Annotated in this window: 15 protein-coding genes and 1 tRNA gene; 9 read left to right on the top strand and 7 right to left on the bottom strand. The window is 64.3% G+C overall.

The annotated features are described in order from the left end of the window. The first annotated feature begins 39 nt into the window (after positions 1-39). The 8 genes from putP (at position 40) to G570_RS00475 (ending at position 7,780) form a co-directional block, all read left to right on the top strand. On the top strand, positions 40-1,524 hold the full coding sequence (putP, locus tag G570_RS00510) for a sodium/proline symporter PutP (RefSeq protein WP_037497984.1): 1,485 nt from the start codon (positions 40-42) through the stop codon (positions 1,522-1,524). Between the two features lie 58 nt (positions 1,525-1,582). Then, on the top strand, positions 1,583-2,818 hold the full coding sequence (locus G570_RS00505; RefSeq protein WP_037497976.1) for an LVIVD repeat-containing protein: 1,236 nt from the start codon (positions 1,583-1,585) through the stop codon (positions 2,816-2,818). Positions 2,819-2,884: 66 nt separating this feature from the next. Next, on the top strand, positions 2,885-3,997 hold the full coding sequence (locus tag G570_RS00500; protein ID WP_037497975.1) for an S-(hydroxymethyl)glutathione dehydrogenase/class III alcohol dehydrogenase: 1,113 nt from the start codon (positions 2,885-2,887) through the stop codon (positions 3,995-3,997). Then, positions 3,997-4,353, top strand: coding sequence for a cupin domain-containing protein (locus tag G570_RS00495; RefSeq protein ID WP_037497974.1), 357 nt, complete (start codon positions 3,997-3,999; stop codon positions 4,351-4,353). The genes G570_RS00500 and G570_RS00495 overlap by 1 nt, the downstream gene beginning before the upstream one ends. Positions 4,354-4,368: 15 nt before the next feature. Beyond that, positions 4,369-4,743 carry a VOC family protein gene (locus G570_RS00490; RefSeq protein ID WP_037497973.1) on the top strand — a complete coding sequence of 125 codons (375 nt, stop codon included), beginning with the start codon at positions 4,369-4,371 and terminating at the stop codon, positions 4,741-4,743. Positions 4,744-4,748: 5 nt separating this feature from the next. Further along, a complete protein-coding gene (gene fghA, locus G570_RS00485) occupies positions 4,749-5,588 on the top strand; it encodes an S-formylglutathione hydrolase (RefSeq protein ID WP_051504467.1) in 840 nt (279 codons plus the stop codon). Between the two features lie 62 nt (positions 5,589-5,650). Further along, positions 5,651-6,481, top strand: coding sequence for a universal stress protein (locus tag G570_RS00480; RefSeq protein WP_037497970.1), 831 nt, complete (start codon positions 5,651-5,653; stop codon positions 6,479-6,481). A 42-nt stretch (positions 6,482-6,523) separates the two neighbouring features. Beyond that, entirely contained in the window at positions 6,524-7,780 is a 1,257-nt protein-coding gene (locus tag G570_RS00475; RefSeq protein WP_051503893.1) for an MgtC/SapB family protein, read from the top strand. A gap of 59 nt (positions 7,781-7,839) precedes the next feature. Here the strand turns inward: G570_RS00475 and G570_RS00470 are convergent, their stop codons facing one another. Together G570_RS00470 and G570_RS00465 are read right to left on the bottom strand one after the other, a co-directional pair. Beyond that, the gene (locus G570_RS00470) at positions 7,840-8,967 is read right to left on the bottom strand and encodes a S8 family serine peptidase (RefSeq protein ID WP_037497968.1); all 1,128 of its coding nucleotides are present in this window, start codon (positions 8,965-8,967) and stop codon (positions 7,840-7,842) included. Positions 8,968-9,167: 200 nt separating this feature from the next. Continuing rightward, positions 9,168-10,706 carry a type II secretion system protein GspD gene (locus G570_RS00465; RefSeq protein ID WP_037497966.1) on the bottom strand — a complete coding sequence of 513 codons (1,539 nt, stop codon included), beginning with the start codon at positions 10,704-10,706 and terminating at the stop codon, positions 9,168-9,170. 362 nt (positions 10,707-11,068) lie between these two features. Here G570_RS00465 and G570_RS00460 point away from each other — a divergent pair, with 362 nt between their 5' ends. After that, positions 11,069-13,234, top strand: coding sequence for a putative bifunctional diguanylate cyclase/phosphodiesterase (locus tag G570_RS00460; RefSeq protein WP_037503220.1), 2,166 nt, complete (start codon positions 11,069-11,071; stop codon positions 13,232-13,234). Between the two features lie 87 nt (positions 13,235-13,321). On the opposite strand, the gene G570_RS00455 is transcribed toward G570_RS00460, so the two are convergent. From G570_RS00455 to G570_RS00435, 5 genes are all read right to left on the bottom strand, one after another. After that, a tRNA-Glu gene (locus G570_RS00455) sits at positions 13,322-13,396 on the bottom strand. Between the two features lie 45 nt (positions 13,397-13,441). After that, a complete protein-coding gene (gene recJ, locus G570_RS00450) occupies positions 13,442-15,196 on the bottom strand; it encodes a single-stranded-DNA-specific exonuclease RecJ (RefSeq protein ID WP_037497964.1) in 1,755 nt (584 codons plus the stop codon). Beyond that, complete coding sequence (locus tag G570_RS00445; protein ID WP_037497962.1) at positions 15,193-15,681, bottom strand: PH domain-containing protein; 489 nt, start codon at positions 15,679-15,681, stop codon at positions 15,193-15,195. The genes recJ and G570_RS00445 overlap by 4 nt, the downstream gene beginning before the upstream one ends. A 111-nt stretch (positions 15,682-15,792) precedes the next feature. After that, positions 15,793-16,668 carry a PH domain-containing protein gene (locus G570_RS00440; protein ID WP_037497959.1) on the bottom strand — a complete coding sequence of 292 codons (876 nt, stop codon included), beginning with the start codon at positions 16,666-16,668 and terminating at the stop codon, positions 15,793-15,795. After that, complete coding sequence (locus G570_RS00435; RefSeq protein WP_037497956.1) at positions 16,665-17,147, bottom strand: PH domain-containing protein; 483 nt, start codon at positions 17,145-17,147, stop codon at positions 16,665-16,667. Before G570_RS00435 ends, G570_RS00440 begins: the two co-directional genes overlap by 4 nt. Between the last annotated feature and the right edge of the window lie 26 nt (positions 17,148-17,173).

The raw sequence follows: 17,173 nt of genomic DNA, 5'->3' as shown, positions 1-17,173 counted from the left end.
GCTTGCCAGCGACCCTGCACAGTCATAGCGTCCCGCCCCATGCAAACGGGGACCATGATCGCGCTGGCGATCTATTTCATCGCAATGCTCGGCATCGGTTTCTATGCCTGGCGCAAATCGACCCAGGACACCGAGGGCTATCTCCTCGGCGGGCGCGATCTCGGGCCGGCGGTAACCGCACTCAGCGCCGGGGCCAGCGACATGTCGGGCTGGCTGATGCTGGGCCTGCCGGGCGCGATCTTCGCCAGCGGACTCGGACAGGCATGGATCGGCATCGGCCTCGTCATCGGCGCATACCTCAACTACCGCCTCGTCGCGCCGCGCCTGCGGACTTATACCGAGCTGGCGAACGATGCGATTACGGTGCCGGACTTTCTCGAAGAACGGTTCCACGACAAGAGCCGCGCGTTGCGCCTGATCAGTGCGCTGGTCATCATCGTCTTTTTCACCCTCTACACCTCGGCGGGCATGGTGTCGGGCGGCAAGTTCGCGGTCGCCTCGCTCGGCATGGAATATACCACAGGCATCCTGCTGACGGCCGGCGTGGTTGTGACCTACACGGTGATGGGCGGTTTTCTTGCTGTCAGCCTGACCGACTTCGTTCAAGGCTGCATCATGTTTATCGCGCTGGTGCTGGTCCCCATCGTTGCTTGGATGGACGAAGGTTCGTCGCTGCAGGCGGGACTGGCGGCGGCGGAACAGGCAAGAAGCCTGTCGATGACCCAAATGATCGGCGGCGCGGTGACGCCCGTCGCCATTATCAGTGCGGCGGCCTGGGGCCTTGGCTATTTCGGCCAACCGCACATCATCGTGCGGTTCATGGCGATCCGGTCGGTGAAGGACATGCCGACCGCGCGGCGCATCAACATCGGCTGGATGACCATCAGCCTCATTGGCGCGATCCTGACCGGTCTTGTCGGCGCGGCCTGGTATTCCACGCACGGCCAGACGCTGGCGGACCCGGAAACGGTGTTCCTCAAGCTTTCGCAGATCCTGTTCCACCCGTTCATCGCGGGCTTTGTGCTCGCGGCGGTGCTGGCAGCGATCATGTCGACCATCTCCAGCCAACTGCTGGTGACCTCGTCGAGCCTGACCGAGGATATCTACAAGACCTTCTTCAAACGCTCGGCGAGCGAGAAGGAAATGGTCGCGATCGGCCGCCTGTGCGTTGCCGGCGTCGCGGTCCTCGCCGGGCTGCTGGCGATGAACCCGGACAGTTCGATTCTCAGCCTGGTCGGCAATGCCTGGGCCGGGTTCGGCGCGGCGTTCGGTCCGGCCATCCTGTTCAGCCTGCGCTGGAAACGCACGACCCGCGAAGGCGTGCTTGCCGGGATGATCGTCGGCGCGGTGACCGTCATCGTCTGGATTGTCGCTGGCTGGTCGGCGTGGCTGTATGAAATCGTGCCCGGCTTCATCCTGTCCAGCCTGACCATCTGGATCGTGAGCAAGGCGACCGCCGAGCCGGGCAACGAGATCGAGCGGCAGTTCGACGCTGCTGCCGAGGCCGCGAAGGTCGGCGCATGACGCGGTAGCGCATCCCGCCGCGCTTGCCGCCGATCGCGTCGATTGGGGGAGAAGGGCAATGCTGAAGACCCTGTTCAAGGTTGGCGTGGCGTTGGGACTGGCGACGAGTGCGATCGCCGCCCCGCAAAAGTCCGGCGATTACCTGTTCGTCTTCGTCGGCGACCAGGCCGCCAAGGGCAACGACTTCCTGGCGGTGATCGACGCCGATCCCGGATCGCCCCGTTACGGCAAGCTGGTGACGACGGTCGCGACCGATCAGGTCAGTGTACGGCCGCACCACACCGAATATGAAATGCCGGCAAGCGACATGCTGTTCGCCAACGACCATAATGCCAACCGCAGCTTCGTCTTCGACCTCACCGATCCCCTGCATCCAAAGGTCGCGGCGTCGTTTCGCGACATGGCGGGCTTCGCCATGCCGCACAGCTTCCTGCGGCTGCCCAATGGCCATGTCCTCGCCAGCTTCCAGCAGAAGCGCGGCGAGCATGACATGCATGCCGGCCACGACATGGCGGGAATGGACGGGAAGGAGCTGACCGGCGGGATCGTCGAGATCGACGATCGTGGCAATGTCGTCCGCGCCGCAAGCAACGCCGACCCGGCCCATCCCGACTGGCCGTTACTGCCCTATTCGCTGATCCCGCTTCCCAAGATCGACCGGGTGCTGGTGACCAACTCGCCGATGCAGGACGAGCATCTGTTGCAGAGCGTGACCTACCAACTGTTCCGCCTGTCGGACCTCAAGCTGCTTGGCACCTACCAGCTGGATCCGGGTCCGTCGCTGAGCGGGCATATCGACCCGGAAGAAGCGCGGATCGGGCCCGATGGCGCGGTCTATATCCAGACGCTGAGCTGCGGTCTGCAGCGGGTGACGGGGTTGGCCGGCGACCATCCCAAGGCAACGCTGGTGCACCAGTTCCCGGGCACCTTCTGCGGCGTGCCGACCATCGCCGGCCACTATCTGGTGCAGGCGGTGGAAAGCATCGGCGGCTATGTCGTGCTCGACATTTCCAATGGCGCGAAACCGGTCGAAGTGTCGCGGTTGACCATCGATCCGGACTACACGTCGCACTGGACCGCGTGGGACCCCCGGACGTCCCGCCTGGTCGTGACGTCGGGCAAGGCGGGCGACCGGCTTTACGTCCTCAATCTCGACCAGAAGAACGGGAAGTTGACCGTCGACGAGACGTTCCGCGACACGGACGGCAAGGTCGGTTTCAACATGGCGGGCAAGGCATGGCCACATGGATGGACTGGCGACGGAAAACCGCATGGCGCGGTGTTTTCGCGCTGACCGAATGCGATCGGGCTTGGCGCGCCGCGGCCGCCGTGCCAAGCGCTTGGCCAAGGAGAATGCCCGATGAAGACTCGTGCCGCCGTTGCCTTCGAAGCCAAGAAACCGCTGGAGATCATCGAAGTCGATCTGGAAGGCCCGCGCGAGGGCGAGGTGCTGGTCGAGATCATGGCGACCGGCATCTGTCACACCGATGCCTACACGCTCGACGGGTTCGACAGCGAAGGCATCTTCCCGTCGATCCTTGGTCATGAAGGGGCTGGCGTGGTGCGCGAGGTCGGCGCTGGCGTCACCAGCGTGAAGCCCGGCGACCATGTCATCCCGCTCTACACGCCCGAATGCGGCAAATGTAAAACCTGCCTCAGCGGCAAGTCGAACCTGTGCACCGCGATTCGCGCAACGCAGGGGAAGGGACTGATGCCCGACGGGACGACGCGCTTCAGCTACAAGGGCCAGCCGATCTTCCACTACATGGGCTGCTCGACCTTTTCGAACTTCACGGTGCTGCCGGAAATCGCGGTCGCCAAGATTCGGGAAGACGCACCGTTCAAGACCAGCTGCTACATCGGCTGCGGCGTGACCACCGGCGTTGGCGCGGTGACGCAGACGGCGAAAGTCCAGCCGGGCGACAATGTCGTGGTCTTCGGGCTGGGCGGAATCGGCCTCAACGTCATACAGGGCGCGAAGCTGGCTGGCGCGAACAAGATCGTCGGCATCGACATCAACCCCGACCGCGAGGCTTGGGGCCGCCAGTTCGGCATGACCGACTTCCTCAACACCAAGGGCATGAGCCGCGAGGATATCGTCGCCAAGATCGTCGAGATCACGGATGGCGGCGCGGACTATAGCTTCGATGCGACCGGCAATACCGAGGTGATGCGCACCGCGCTGGAATGTTGTCACCGCGGCTGGGGTACCAGCGTCATCATTGGCGTCGCCGAGGCGGGCAAGGAAATCTCTACCCGACCGTTCCAGCTGGTCACCGGCCGCAACTGGCGCGGGACCGCGTTTGGCGGGGTCAAGGGGCGCAGCGGCGTGCCGGGGATCGTCGACATGTATATGGACGGCAAGATCGCGATCGACCCGATGATCACCCACGTCCTGACGCTGGACGAAATCAACAAGGGCTTCGACCTGATGCACGCGGGGGAAAGCATCCGCAGCGTGGTGGTTTATTGATGAGCGCCAAGGTCAATCTTGCCGACAAGCTCGGCATGTTTTCCGACCATTGGGCGCCGCGGATCGTTGCTCGCTACAACGACAATGAAGTGCGACTGGTAAAGGTCGAAGGCGAATTCATGTGGCATCAGCATGTCGATACCGACGAGCTGTTCCTGATCCTCGACGGCGAGCTTGAGATGGAATTCCGCGATCGAACCGAGGTGCTGGGGCCGGGCGAAATGATTGTCGTTCCGCGGGGGACCGAGCATCGGCCTTGTGCACGAAAGGGCGAGGTGAAGCTGCTACTGATTGACCCCAAGGACATGCCCAATACCGGCGATCCGGCAACCGCCACGATCGCCGTCGAAATCTAAAAAGGAGAGCAAGCCATGTTCAGCCATATGATGGTCGGGTCGAACGACCTCGACCGGTCGAAGAAATTCTATGACGCGACCTTCGCTGCGTTCGGCGGGCCGGAAGGCAGGATCGATCCCAAGGGACGGTTGGTCTATGCCCACAATGGCGCGGTGTTCCTCGTGACCAAGCCGATCGACGGCGAAGCGGCCGGATGCGGTAACGGGATGACCATCGGCTTTGCGATGACGCCCGAACAGGCCAATGCCTGGTGGCAGGCCGGACAGGACAATGGCGGCACCGCGATCGAAGACCCGCCCGGAATTCGCGAAGGTGCGGGCATGAGGCTGTACCTCGCCTATCTGCGCGATCCCGACGGCAACAAGCTCTGCGCGCTCAGCCGCGCCTGATGCCGATCGAAACCGTCAGCGAAGTCCGCAGCCACGGCGGGGTGCAGGGCGTGTACACGCAAGCCAGCAGTTCAACCGGCACCGGCATGACCTTTTCGGTGTTCGTGCCCGATCATGACCCGGGCACGACGATGCCGGTCGTCTGGTATTTGTCGGGGCTCACCTGCACCCATGCCAACGTCACTGAAAAGGGCGAATTTCGCGCCGCCTGTGCGGAACATGGCATCATCTTCGTCGCGCCCGACACCAGTCCGCGCGGCGAAGGCGTGCCCGACGACAGCGCCGGCGCCTGGGACTTCGGCCTCGGCGCGGGCTTCTACGTCGATGCGACGGAGAAGCCATGGGCGGCCAATTACCGGATGTGGTCTTATGTCACCGACGAACTGCCGGCGTTGATTGCCGACACCTTTCCCGTCGACATGGCACGGCAGGGCATCACCGGCCATTCGATGGGCGGGCATGGTGCGCTGACGGTCGCGCTACGTCATCCCGGGCGCTTCCGATCGGTCAGCGCCTTCGCGCCGATCGTGGCGCCGTCGCAGGTGCCATGGGGCGACAAGGCGCTGTCCAACTATCTTGGGCCCGATCGCTCGACCTGGCGTGCCCACGATGCGGTCGCCCTGATCGAGGACGGGGCGACGCTGCCCGACTTGCTGGTCGACATCGGCACTGCCGACCCGTTTTACGAACGCGAATTGAAACCCGAATTGCTGGAGCAGGCCTGCAGCGATGCCGGAATAGCGCTGACGCTGAACCGGCGCGAGGGGTACGACCACAGCTACTATTTCATCTCGAGCTTCATGGCCGACCATCTGCGGTGGCATGCCGCGCGCATGAATGATTGATCGGCATCAAGGCGGACTGATCCGATCGGTGCTTCCTTTCCTGGAAAAGGAAGGAGCGCGACATGACGACCATCCTCTTCCACGCGCAGGACCATGACGATCTGGAACGGCGGCTGGAGGATGCCTTGGCCTTGGCCCGGGCATCCAGCGGCCACCTGAGCTGCGTCCACGTCACGCCAGCCGAGGCCTATGTCACCTTCGATGCGTTCGGGGGCGTGTTCGTAATGGACAAGGTCTTCGAATCCATCATGGACACCGAGGCACGAGTCCGGGCGCGCTGCGAGGCGGCGCTGAAGACCGAGGACGTGTCGTGGGATTATGAGCAGATTGGCGGACCGCTTGCGCTTTCGCTCGCGGGCCGGGCCGGGCTTGCCGACCTGCTGATGGTCAGCCGTCGCAAGGCGTCGTCGTCGATGGCCGGTCACCCGCTGACCGTCATTGGCGACCTCATCAGGGAATCGAGGACGCCGCTGTTCATCCCGGGCGATCGCGGTGTCGTCCACGATCCGCTGGCGCCAGCCGTCATCGGCTGGAACGGCAGCATCGAAGCGGCCAACGCCGTGCGAAGCGCACTGCCCTGGCTGCGTCTTGCCGAACGCGTGACCGTCGTCAGGGTCGTCGAGCCGCAACGCGTCGATGACGGCAGCCGTCGATTCCCGTCGACACGCCTTCTCGAATATCTGTCTCGCCATGGCATCCATGCCGAACTGGAGACGTTCGACGAGCCGAACGACATGGTTGCGCCGCTACTGATGGAAACGGTTGGCGCAAAGGGAGCCGGAACGCTCATCATGGGCGGCTACGGCCATAGCCGGTTCGGCGAATATTGGTTCGGTGGCGTAACCCGCGCTTTGCTGGAAGCTTGCCCGGTAGCGCTGATCGTCGCACATTGAGCGGGTGAGCACGACCGATCGACATGTCGGGATGCGGGCGACTTGATCGCCGACCTGTCGCCCTTCGCGCGCGATGCGCTGGGCGCAGCGACCGGTCTGGCGATCGGCGCGCTGGTGGGGCTGGAACGCGGTTACAAGCTGCGCGACCAGAAGGAAGGCACCAGGGTCGCCGGGGTGCGCACATTTTCGCTGATGGGGTTGGGGGCCGGACTTTCGGGCGTGCTCGCGTCCGACCAACCGATAATCAGCGGATTGATGATTGCGGCGATGCTGATCTACCTTGGCATTGCCTACGCGCCGCGTCTCAAGCGGGACGGCGACGCCACCAGTCCGATCGCGGCCGTCGCGACCATCGGCGCGGCCTTCATGGCGGGTATCGGCAGCGCCGGCCTGGCGCTGGCGGCCGCCGCGGTGGTCGTCCTCATTCTGGCGATGAAGGAAGAGTTACACCGGTTCGTCGACCGGCTCGACGAACGCGACATCCATGCACTTGCGCGCTTCGGGATCATCGCGCTGGCGATCCTGCCGTTCATACCCGACCAGCCGATGGGACCTTATGGCGCCTGGAACCCGACCAAGCTGTGGTGGGTGGTGGTGCTGGTCACCGGATTTTCCTTCGCCGGCTATGTCGCCAACCGGCTGTTCGGCGCACGTCACGGGACGATCGCAACCGCCCTCATAGGCGGTGCCTACAGCTCGACCGCGGTGACCCAGTCGCTTGCCCAGCGGCTGGGCAGCGGACAAGGCGGCGGAGCGGAGCCGGCCGGCATCGCCTTGGCCAGTGCCGTAATGTACCTGCGCGTGATCCTGCTGGTAGCGATCCTCGCCAACCGCCTGCTGTTGCCGTTCCTGTTTGTCGTCGCGCCTGCGCTGGTGGTCGCCTGGGGGGCCGGGGGGTGGCTGTATCGCCGCGCCGAACGGTCGGACGCGCCGACGCCGCCAGGCAATCCGATCGCGCTCTTACCCGCGCTGGGTTTCGTGCTGTTCATCGCCATCGCGGCGGTGGCGGCGCGCTGGGCCGAAGGCCGCTTCGGACAGGAAGGCATTGCGGTGCTGCTGTTCCTGATGGGATCGATGGACGTCGATGCGTCGATCGTCACGGCTGGCGGGTTGCCGCCATCGGTCATCGGCGCCGAAATGGCGGCCATTGCCATTGGCGGGACGATCGTCGCCAATATGGCGGTCAAGATCGGCGTGACGATTGCCTATGCCCGACGCAAGGGCCGCGCGGCCATTTTGGCGTTGCTTGCCAGCACGCTCACGCTTGCCGCTTCGATCGCGATCGCCTGGTTGCAATGAAAAAGGGCGGCCCGAACGAGCCGCCCTTTCCCCTTTTCTACCGCACGAGGCGGCGGAACTTAGTGAACGCCGACGACGTCCGGGTTGCCGTCCGGATCGCCGTTGACGTTGCCGCCGCTGCGGATCGCGCCGAGCAGCAGCAGGCCGGCAAGGTGCGGGGTCGCCATCGAGGTGCCGCTGATGGTGTTGTAACCGCCCGACAGCCACGTCGACTTGATCGACACGCCCGGCTCCGCGAAATCGACCGGCGGGTTGCCGTAGTTCGAGAAGCTGGCCCAATTGTCGCCGATCGCGAACGCCGACACGGTGTAGATGTTCGGACCGTTGGCGCGGGCCGGCGAGTGATTGTTGGCATTGTCGGTTTCGTTGCCGGCGGCCAGCGCGAAGCGGACGCCACCGGCCGACGCCGCGACTACCGCATCGTCGAGCGCCTGGCTGACACCGCCGCCAAGGCTCATGTTGGCAACGTCGCCGGCCTGGCCGACCTGGCCGACATAGTCGACGCCGGCGATCACGCCCGAGTTGGAACCGCTGCCGCGACGGTCGAGCACGCGGACCGCGACAACCGGCGCGCCCGGGGCGACGCCGATGACGCCGATGCCGTTGTTGAGCGCGGCAATGGTGCCCGAAACGTGGGTGCCGTGACCGTTCTGGTCGACGGGTGTGGTGGTGCCACCAAGGAAGCTGCGGCTGCGGGCCTGGTCGACGTTTAGGTCGGGATGGCTGTAATCGATGCCGGTGTCGATGATCCACGCCGTCTTATAGGTGCCCGGAAGGCCGCCGTTGACGCGCGCGATGCCCCACGGCGTTTCCTGTGCAGGCTGGGTGCCGCCGCCGCCGGGCTTGCCCTTAGCGCTGACGGCAAAGGGGATGACCGTGACCACCTGGTCCTGTTCGCAATAGGCGATGTTGGCGTTATGCGCCTTCATGTTTTCGACGCCCTGCGCCGAGGCATTGACGGCAAAGCCGCGGATCGTCGCCGAATAGACATGCTTCAGTTGGCCTTGGCCGGCATTGGCGCTGCGCACCGCTTCGGCGCGGGCGTTGCCGCGCGAAACGGCTTCTTTCTTGAAGACGCAGATGTAGCTGTTCGGAATTTTTTCGCCGGCGACCTGCGCCGAGGCAGGAGCGGAAACGGCCGCGACAACGGGCAGCGCTGCAACCAGCGCAACATACTTCAGATTCATCCTAGAGACCCCTCTCTGTAGGAACTGGCGGGCGAGGATCCGACCGCTGGAAAGGGAGACTATCGCGCGCGCAAGCGCTGTCTATGGTCGAGCGCGCATAGCGAATAGATTTCGTCGCGAAAAACGTCCCGAAACGGGGCTAATTCATAATTTTCGGTAACTATGTGGCGGCCGTGCAACGCGCGGAATTAGCTGCCCATTTAATTAACCTGCCCGTCGATTTGTTGCGCAGCATTTTGTGTCTGGGCGGCGGCCGAATCTTGGTCCGATTCAAAGCGCCGATGACGAACGATGTGCGGGGTGATCACAATGTAAAGTTCAGTGCGGCTGCGGTTGCCCTTGCGCACCTTGAACAATTCGCCGGCCACGGGGATGTCGCCAAGCAGCGGGATTTTCGACTTGGTATTCAGCGAATTCTCCTGGGTGAGGCCGCCAATCACAAAGGTCTCGCCGTCGCGCACCGAGGCCGATGTCTCGGCTTCACGCTGACTGATCGTGGGATAGTCGCCGATGAAGCCGGTTACCGAGCTGACGACGCCGTAGATTTTCGATGTGACGAACCCGTCAGAGCTGACCCGCGGCGCGATTTGTAGCGTCACGCCGACATTCACATATTGCACCTGTTGCGACACGCCGTTGACACCCGACAGCTGGATCGAGGTCAGGATCGGAATGGCGTCGCCGGTAATGATCTTGGCGGTGGCCCCACTTTGTGCCGCGATGCGCGGCCGCGACACGATGCGACCTTCGCCCTTGGCGACTTGCGCGTAAATCGCAGCCTGCAACTGGCCTGACGGCAGTCGGACTTTGTAATTGTCGATGGTGAACGGCAGTTTGTCGCCAGTGGTGATGGTGCCGCTGGCGATCTGGCCGGACGCATTGTTGAAATCAATGCCGATGTTGCGTGCGCCGGTTTCGCTGAGTTCGACGAATTGGGTTTCCAGGATCACACTGTCGACCGGGATATCGATCAACGCGATTTGTTGCTTGATGTTGGCGATGCGATCCGGCGACCCGCTGACCCAGATTGCGTTGAGACGGCGATCGATCGCAAGGCCGGTACCGGGGAACGCTTGCCCCAGCGGACGGTCGTCCTTGGTGTTCTGGGGCTGGTTCATCGCCACATAATTGTTCTGGTTGTTCGCACCAGGCGATCCGAATCCCGGCTCGCGACGGATGAAGACGTTGTTGGGTTCGATGGTCGTGCCTTCGATCAGCAAGCCGATGACTTCGGAAACGTCGGCATATTTAAGCGGCACCAGTTCATAGCTGTCGCCCGGGTTCATCATCGGCAGGACCGGCAAGTCGCTGGTCTTGACGACCTCGGTCGACGACGACCCGATCGGGCGGATGCCGGTTGCCTCGGCATCGGTCACTTTTTCCACGCTGACCTTGATCGACGAGTTGCCGACCTTTTCAGCCGTCACACGGGCCGGCGCGGTGGTATCGAACATCATCAGCAGGTCGCGACCGCTGACATCGAACTGCGTCGACCTCACGATGCCGCGATAGCTGTTGCGCGCGACGATGCGCGGCGCCCGAAGCGTCGAACGCATGACCAGCATCGGCCGGCTGGGGTTGGAATTGATCGGTGCAAATTGCGGCTCTTCGGGCGAAAATCGGACGATGAACGACGCCTGCCGCTCGTCTTCGGTGACAAGCTTGACCTCTTCGACCACGGCCGGAATTTCGACTTGCGCGTGAACCGGCGCGGCTATTGCCGCGATCGGCAGGAGCATACCGGCCTCCAGCCGGGAAAAGCTGAATGTCATGAAAAGAAACTGACCCCTATCGTCCCGGAGGACGCCGACTCTGAACTAGCCGACCTTAAGGGAGCGGGTCGCGATTGCAAGAAGTCGACTGTGGAAATGCGGCAACATCCCGCGCTAAAAATCCCATATTCGCAACTGCTTGGCGTAATCCGCGATCTTCGGGGAGCCGCCCGCCGACGACAGCGGGCCGATTGCGGCTGAATCAGTGATTGATTGGTTGCCATCCCGTTATCTATCGGTATCTGCCTAATATTTACCCGTTCCGGATTAACCGCTGGCGGGTGGACGAAGGGGGCATCTTGACGGGCGGCAGAACGCCGACGCGGTTGATGACGTGGGGAGCGGCGCTGCTGGTCGCTGCCTGCATTGCCATGCTCGCAGCCACCCAGCTCTACTTCGCTTACGACGTCGACAAGGATGCCCGCCGCCAGTCGGAAATGATCGTCGACATGGCGATCGGCAATCATGCCAACACGCTGCAGAACGAACTGCTGCCGCAGACCTATTGGGATGACGCGGTCCTCAACCTCGACAATCGTTTCGATCCCAACTGGGCGAGGATGATGATCGGCGACTATTTCGTCGGCGCGCGCGACTATGACCTTGCGGCGGTGTTCGATCGGGACGACCGGTTGACGATGCTCCGTCAGAAGGCGGTCGGGCCCGACGCGACGGTTCGGCGGCAAATCGTCACCTCGGCGAAGTCGTCAATCGCGACCGTCCGAGCGCTGGAGCGCAAGCGTGGACCGCTTCCGGCCGTCCAACCCGACGGGATGAGCATGAAGCGCATTTCGGCCTGGGACTTGGCGACCATCAACGGTTCGCCTTTCCTGCTCGCCGCCGGGCTGGTCCAGCCCGACCAACGCGCACACCCGCTCGCCCGCAGGTCGGCAGTGGCGCTTATCGGCAAGAAGCTCGACCAGACGACAATCGACGCTTTGGCCAGCGAGCATCATATCACGGACATGCGGTTCCTGGCACCGGGCGCAAAGGTCGATCCGGGCATGGGCGTGATCGCACTGGTCGCGCGCGACGGAACGCAGATCGGGCAGCTGACATGGAAACCGCGCGATCCCGGCTCGGCGCTGGTCCATCGGGCGGCGCCTTATCTGTTGATCTTTTCGCTCCTGGTCGCCGGCGCGGTGATCGCGATGACTATGCGCACGCGCCGGCTGACCCAAAGCCTGATGGTGAGCGAAGCGCGGGCGTCCCACATGGCGTTCCACGACGTGCTGACCGGCTTGCCGAACCGAGCGCGGCTGGAAAGCGCCTATGCCGAAATCTCGGCGCGGTCGCTGGCCCGCGGCGCGAGCTTTGCGATGCTGTGCATCGACCTCGATCACTTCAAGGCAGTCAACGACAGTTTGGGGCACTTAGCTGGGGACTCGCTAATCAGGGTCATTGCAGGTCGGATTCGTAACGCCTGCAACAGCGACGAATTTGTCGCCCGCTTTGGCGGTGACGAATTCGTCATCCTGAAAAACGCGACCGACGCGCGGGGCGCGGCGGCACTCGCCGAACGGCTGATCGCGTCGATTGCGGAACCGGTCGAACTGGAGGCCGGCCGCGTCTTCGTCGGTGCATCGATCGGGATCGTTACCAGCAGCTGGGAAAATATCAGCGCCAACGAATGTCTCCGCCGTGCCGACCTCGCGCTCTATGATGCGAAGGACGCCGGGCGGAACTGCTATCGCCACTTCTCTCCGACGATGGACCGGCAGGTGCGGCGGCGGCAGCAGATGCGGACGCAGCTGCACGACGCCCTGCGCGACGGGGACATCCACCTGCACTACCAGCCGCAAGTGGACGTGTCGGGCCGGATCGTCGGGGTAGAGGCGCTCAGCCGCTGGGACATCGAGGGCATGGGATCGATCGCGCCCGGCGACTTCGTGCCGATCGCCGAGGAATCGGGACTGATCGACTCGCTGGGACTGTTCATCTTCCGCCAGGCGTTCCAGGACAGCCAGCGCTGGCCGCACCTCACCGTGGCGATCAACGTGTCGGCGATGCAATTGCGTTCGGGCGATTTCGTCGACAGCCTGCGCGAACTGGTGAAGCGATTCGACGTAGACCCTCGTCAGTTCGAGCTGGAGATCACCGAGCGCCTGCTGATGGCCGACGACCGCCATTCGCTGGCGATCCTCCGCCAGTTGCGGCGAATGGGCTTTTCGATCGTGCTCGACGACTTCGGCACCGGCTATTCCAGTCTCGGCTACCTGCAACGCTTCCCGATCGACAAGGTCAAGATCGACCGCAGCTTCGTAGCCCGCATCGATGTCGACCGGCAGGCCGAATCGGTGGTTCTGGCGATCATCCAGCTCGCCCATGCACTGGGCCTCAAGGTGGTTGCGGAAGGCGTCGAAACCGATGCCCAGCGCCAGTCGCTGCGCGCGGCGGGCTGCAACGATGTGCAAGGCTATCTCACGGGGCGCCCCATGCCCGCGGAAGCGATCACCAACCTGGTGGAAGAGGGCGTCCGACCGCTGTCCGCCTGACGGTAAAAGAAAAGCCGCCCAAAGGCGGCTCATGGCATTGAACGCAATGTCACCATTTTTTCGATGTGCCCCACACATCGCAAAAAATGGTGACCCCTACGGGAATCGAACCCGTGTTTCAGCCGTGAAAGGGCCGCGTCCTAACCGCTAGACGAAGGGGCCACTTGCGTGGTGCGGGGGCGCGACTAGGCGATGAAACGCGAAGCGTCAAGCGGGTGCGGCATCTTCCAGGTGCATTTCTGCGGCATTGCCGCCGTTCCACGCGTCGCGCTTGATGCTGCCTGCCAGCCACCAGCGTGAATCCGGGCTGGCCGAGAGGATCGCCTGACCGAGCGGCGTGTCGGCGGCGCGGAAGGCGATCAACTTGAACGAGCGGCCGTCCGCACCGCTGGCGATGGCACGGACATGGCCGTTGCCAACGATGCTGGGGCGGATCAGGCGCGCGGGTCCCGCGGCAACCCGCGGGGCCGGCCACCCCGCGCCATAGGGGCCTGCTGCCTCAAGGGCGTCGCACAGTTCGCCGCTCACGCCGCCAGGAGAGAGCAAGGCGTCGAGGAGCAGCGAGCGGTTGCCGCGCGCCGTCTCGACATCGCCGACCATGCGGTCGTGAAGGAAGGCGCGCAGCGCATCGATGCCGCCCGGCGCGACCGTCAGGCCGGCCGCCATGGCGTGGCCGCCGCCCGCCAGCAGCAGGCCGCTGTCCTTGGCCGCCAATACCGCGGCGCCGAGGTCGACCCCACTGATCGAACGACCCGAGCCTTTGCCGGTGCCGTCGTCGTCTTCGGCGACCACAATGGCTGGACGACCGTAGCGCTCCTTGATGCGGCTGGCGACGATACCGATGACGCCGGGATGCCAGCCCTTGCCGCTGACCAGGATCAGCGGGTCGTCGGCCTGCCGTTCGGCAGCCTCGCTCGCCTGCTCGGTCACGATCATTTCGATCGCTCGCCGTTCCTCGTTCAGCCGGTCGAGTTCGGCCGCGATCTCGCGCGCTTCGGCGGGATCGGTGGCGGTCAGCAGTCGGACGCCGAGATCGGACTTGCCGACCCGCCCGCCGGCGTTGATTCGTGGGCCGAGCGCAAAGCCGAGGTCGCGCGAGCTCGGCGCCTTGACCAGCCGCGCCGCCTCCGCCAGCGCGACGAGGCCGACGTTGCGGCCCTCCGACATGACCTTCAGGCCCTGTGTGACGAAGGCGCGGTTCAGCGTCCGCAGGCGCGCCACGTCGGCGACCGTGCCCAAGGCGACGATGTCGAGCAGGTCGATGATCCTGGGTTCCGGCCTGTCGACGAAGGCCCCGCGGCCGCGAAGCTCACGGAGGAGCGCCACGCCTAGCAAAAATGCCATGCCGACCGCTGCCACATGGCCGTGGGCAGCGCCGGTCTCGCTTTCGTCAAGGCGGTTGGGGTTGATGAGGGCATGCGCAACAGGCAGCCGGGTCGCGCATTGGTGATGATCGCAGACGATAACGTCCAGTCCGGCCGCTGCCGCCTCGTCGAGCGCGTCGAACGCCTGTGCGCCGCAATCGACGGTGATGGCCAGGTCCGCGCCGCGTCGTTTCAATTCGACCAGCGCGGCACCTGACGGGCCGTATCCTTCCATCAATCGGTCGGGGATATAGACCATCGGCTCGACCCCGAGGCGCCGCAGCAGCAGGGTTAGCAGCGCGGCCGAGGTCGCGCCGTCGACGTCATAGTCGCCGAAGATGGCGATCGTCTCGCCGCGATCGATCGCGTCGGCGATGCGCTGGGCGCCCTTGTCCATGTCGGCGAAGTGGGACGGGTCGGGCAGGAAATCGCGGATCGTCGGGCTGCGATGGCGCGCCAGGTCGGCGGCATCGACCCCGCGGGCGAGCAGAAGCTGGTCGGTAAGGTCAAGTCCCAGCTCATCGCCGCCGGCGCGCCGCCAGCGCCACGGCTGGCCGGTGACGCTACGTTCGATTCCACACACAAATTCCCCGCTCATGCGGTCAGCAGTTGGCCCCTGAGCGCCTCTGCGTCAACGCGGGTCAACGCAGGAATCGCGTGGACGGAAAGGCCGTTACCGCCCGCAATACCCAGTTGAAGGGCGCAATAGCCCAGCCTGCGCGTCCAGAAATTCTCGGCGATGTCGATGCTCTGGATGCGGCGCACGGGCAGGACAAGGCGGCGATGCCGCCACCAACCGCGTTCGATAAACAAAGTCGATCCGTCGAGTGCAAAGCGAGTGTGTCGCCATTCGGCATAGCGCAGGACAAGCGCGGCAAGTCCCGCCGGGACCAAGAGAAGCGCCATCGGCCCGCCGATCGTCACGCCTACCAGCGCCCCTATTGCTGCGGGAACCGCGATGGGCGCCACAGCCCAAACATAAGCTCTTGCGACCCGCCGCCATGAAGTTTCGTCGGGCCCGATCGGCAGCCCGATGGAGGCGTTGATGGATGCCACTTCGTCGATCGTTGCGAGCGGGGCCACGACATGGTCGCCCTGACCCCCGTCCTGCGCGAGGCTCTGCAGCTTCAGCGTCCACCAGCCGAAGCGCGCGCGAAAGGGGCCATTGGCTAGAATCGCCGCCTGAACGCGCCTTTACGGAAGGGACACGTCGGTGAGCGTCAAAAGCCCGCGGCGCCGGCGCAGGCCGGTGTCGGTCCGATCAAGCCGGAAGCCGTGGTCGCTCAAGGTGCTGCGAATTAGCCCCGTTACGATGCCGATCGTCGTCAGCGTCAGGATCCCGGCGGCAAAGCTGATGAACTGATGAGCGAGCACGAGTTCGTTCAACGGGCCCGCCTCACTTAACGCCCGGTTCCAAAAACTGCGTTTGAACGGATCGAAGCCGACGACATTGCCGAGCGTCTGCGTGGCCCCGAACAGGCCCGCAAAAATGGCCAGCGAAAAATTGAACAGCCCGGCAAGCGCGACACGGCGCTTGTCCATCACAAATAAAGGTGGCCGCGCAGCGTCCACGTCCGCTTGTTCGATTGATGCTCCGCCCCGACGGGCGCGAACATGTTCGCGGATCGCCTCTGCGCGATGGAAGGAGACTGCTTCCAACACCCCGTCGTCGGATTTTGCGGCCGCCGAAGCACCGGTTTCGAAGCGAACCTTCGCCAGGCCGAACAACCGGTGGGCGGGCCCCTGCTCGATATCGATGTCGGTGACTCGGTCGAACGGGATCACGCGACTGGTGCGATTGAGGAGCCCCGTGTCGATGCGGATCTCATCGCGTCCGACCCGAAATTCGAGCTTGAGCCACTTCAGGACGAGCGACCCCACCGACAGCAGCATGAACCCGCCGAGCAACACGGCCGCAAGCCACCACTGGTTCCTGGTCACCAAGACGGCGCCGCCCGCAAACAGCCCCCAAGCGCCGCGAATACTTTTTCCCAGGCCGGTGAGCAGGAACAAAGGGTGCAGGCGTTCCCCAGGCGGCAGCGTGGCTGGAGTCGCCGCGGCGTCGATCATTCGGCGTCGGCGCGGATTTCGGCGCGAATGGCGTCGCGGATCGACGTCGCCGTCTCCGGCGACAGGCCGGGCAGGGTAACGACGCTATTATGTGTCCCTGCGGTGTGGACGACCAGGCTGGCGAGGTCGAACAATTTGTCGATCGGCCCGCGCGTTACGTCGATGTGCTGCACTTTGACGAATGGCACGACGGTGTCGGTGTGGAACATCCAGCCGCGAACGACACGGAGCAGTCGGTCGTCAAGCGCATAGCCCAACCGGCGATAGACGCGACCCGGGGCATAGACGGCGCCGGCGAAGGCGAACAGCACGACCAGCGAAGGCGCAAGTCCGCCCCAGCCGGTCTCGGCCAACAGCAGGCGATCTGTAATGAAGCTGCCAATAAGCAGAGGTAGCCAGAAAAGGAGAGCGCGGACCCGCAGGCTCGTCTTGTACGCCACCTCGACGGGGCGAAGGTCGCTAGGCACGGCAACTGTCATGCCAACACAATACAGCCACGAGAAGC

Source organism: Sphingomonas jaspsi DSM 18422, assembly GCF_000585415.1.
GTDB classification, from domain to species: domain Bacteria; phylum Pseudomonadota; class Alphaproteobacteria; order Sphingomonadales; family Sphingomonadaceae; genus Sphingomicrobium; species Sphingomicrobium jaspsi.
This window is presented reverse-complemented; position numbering and strand designations above follow the sequence as displayed.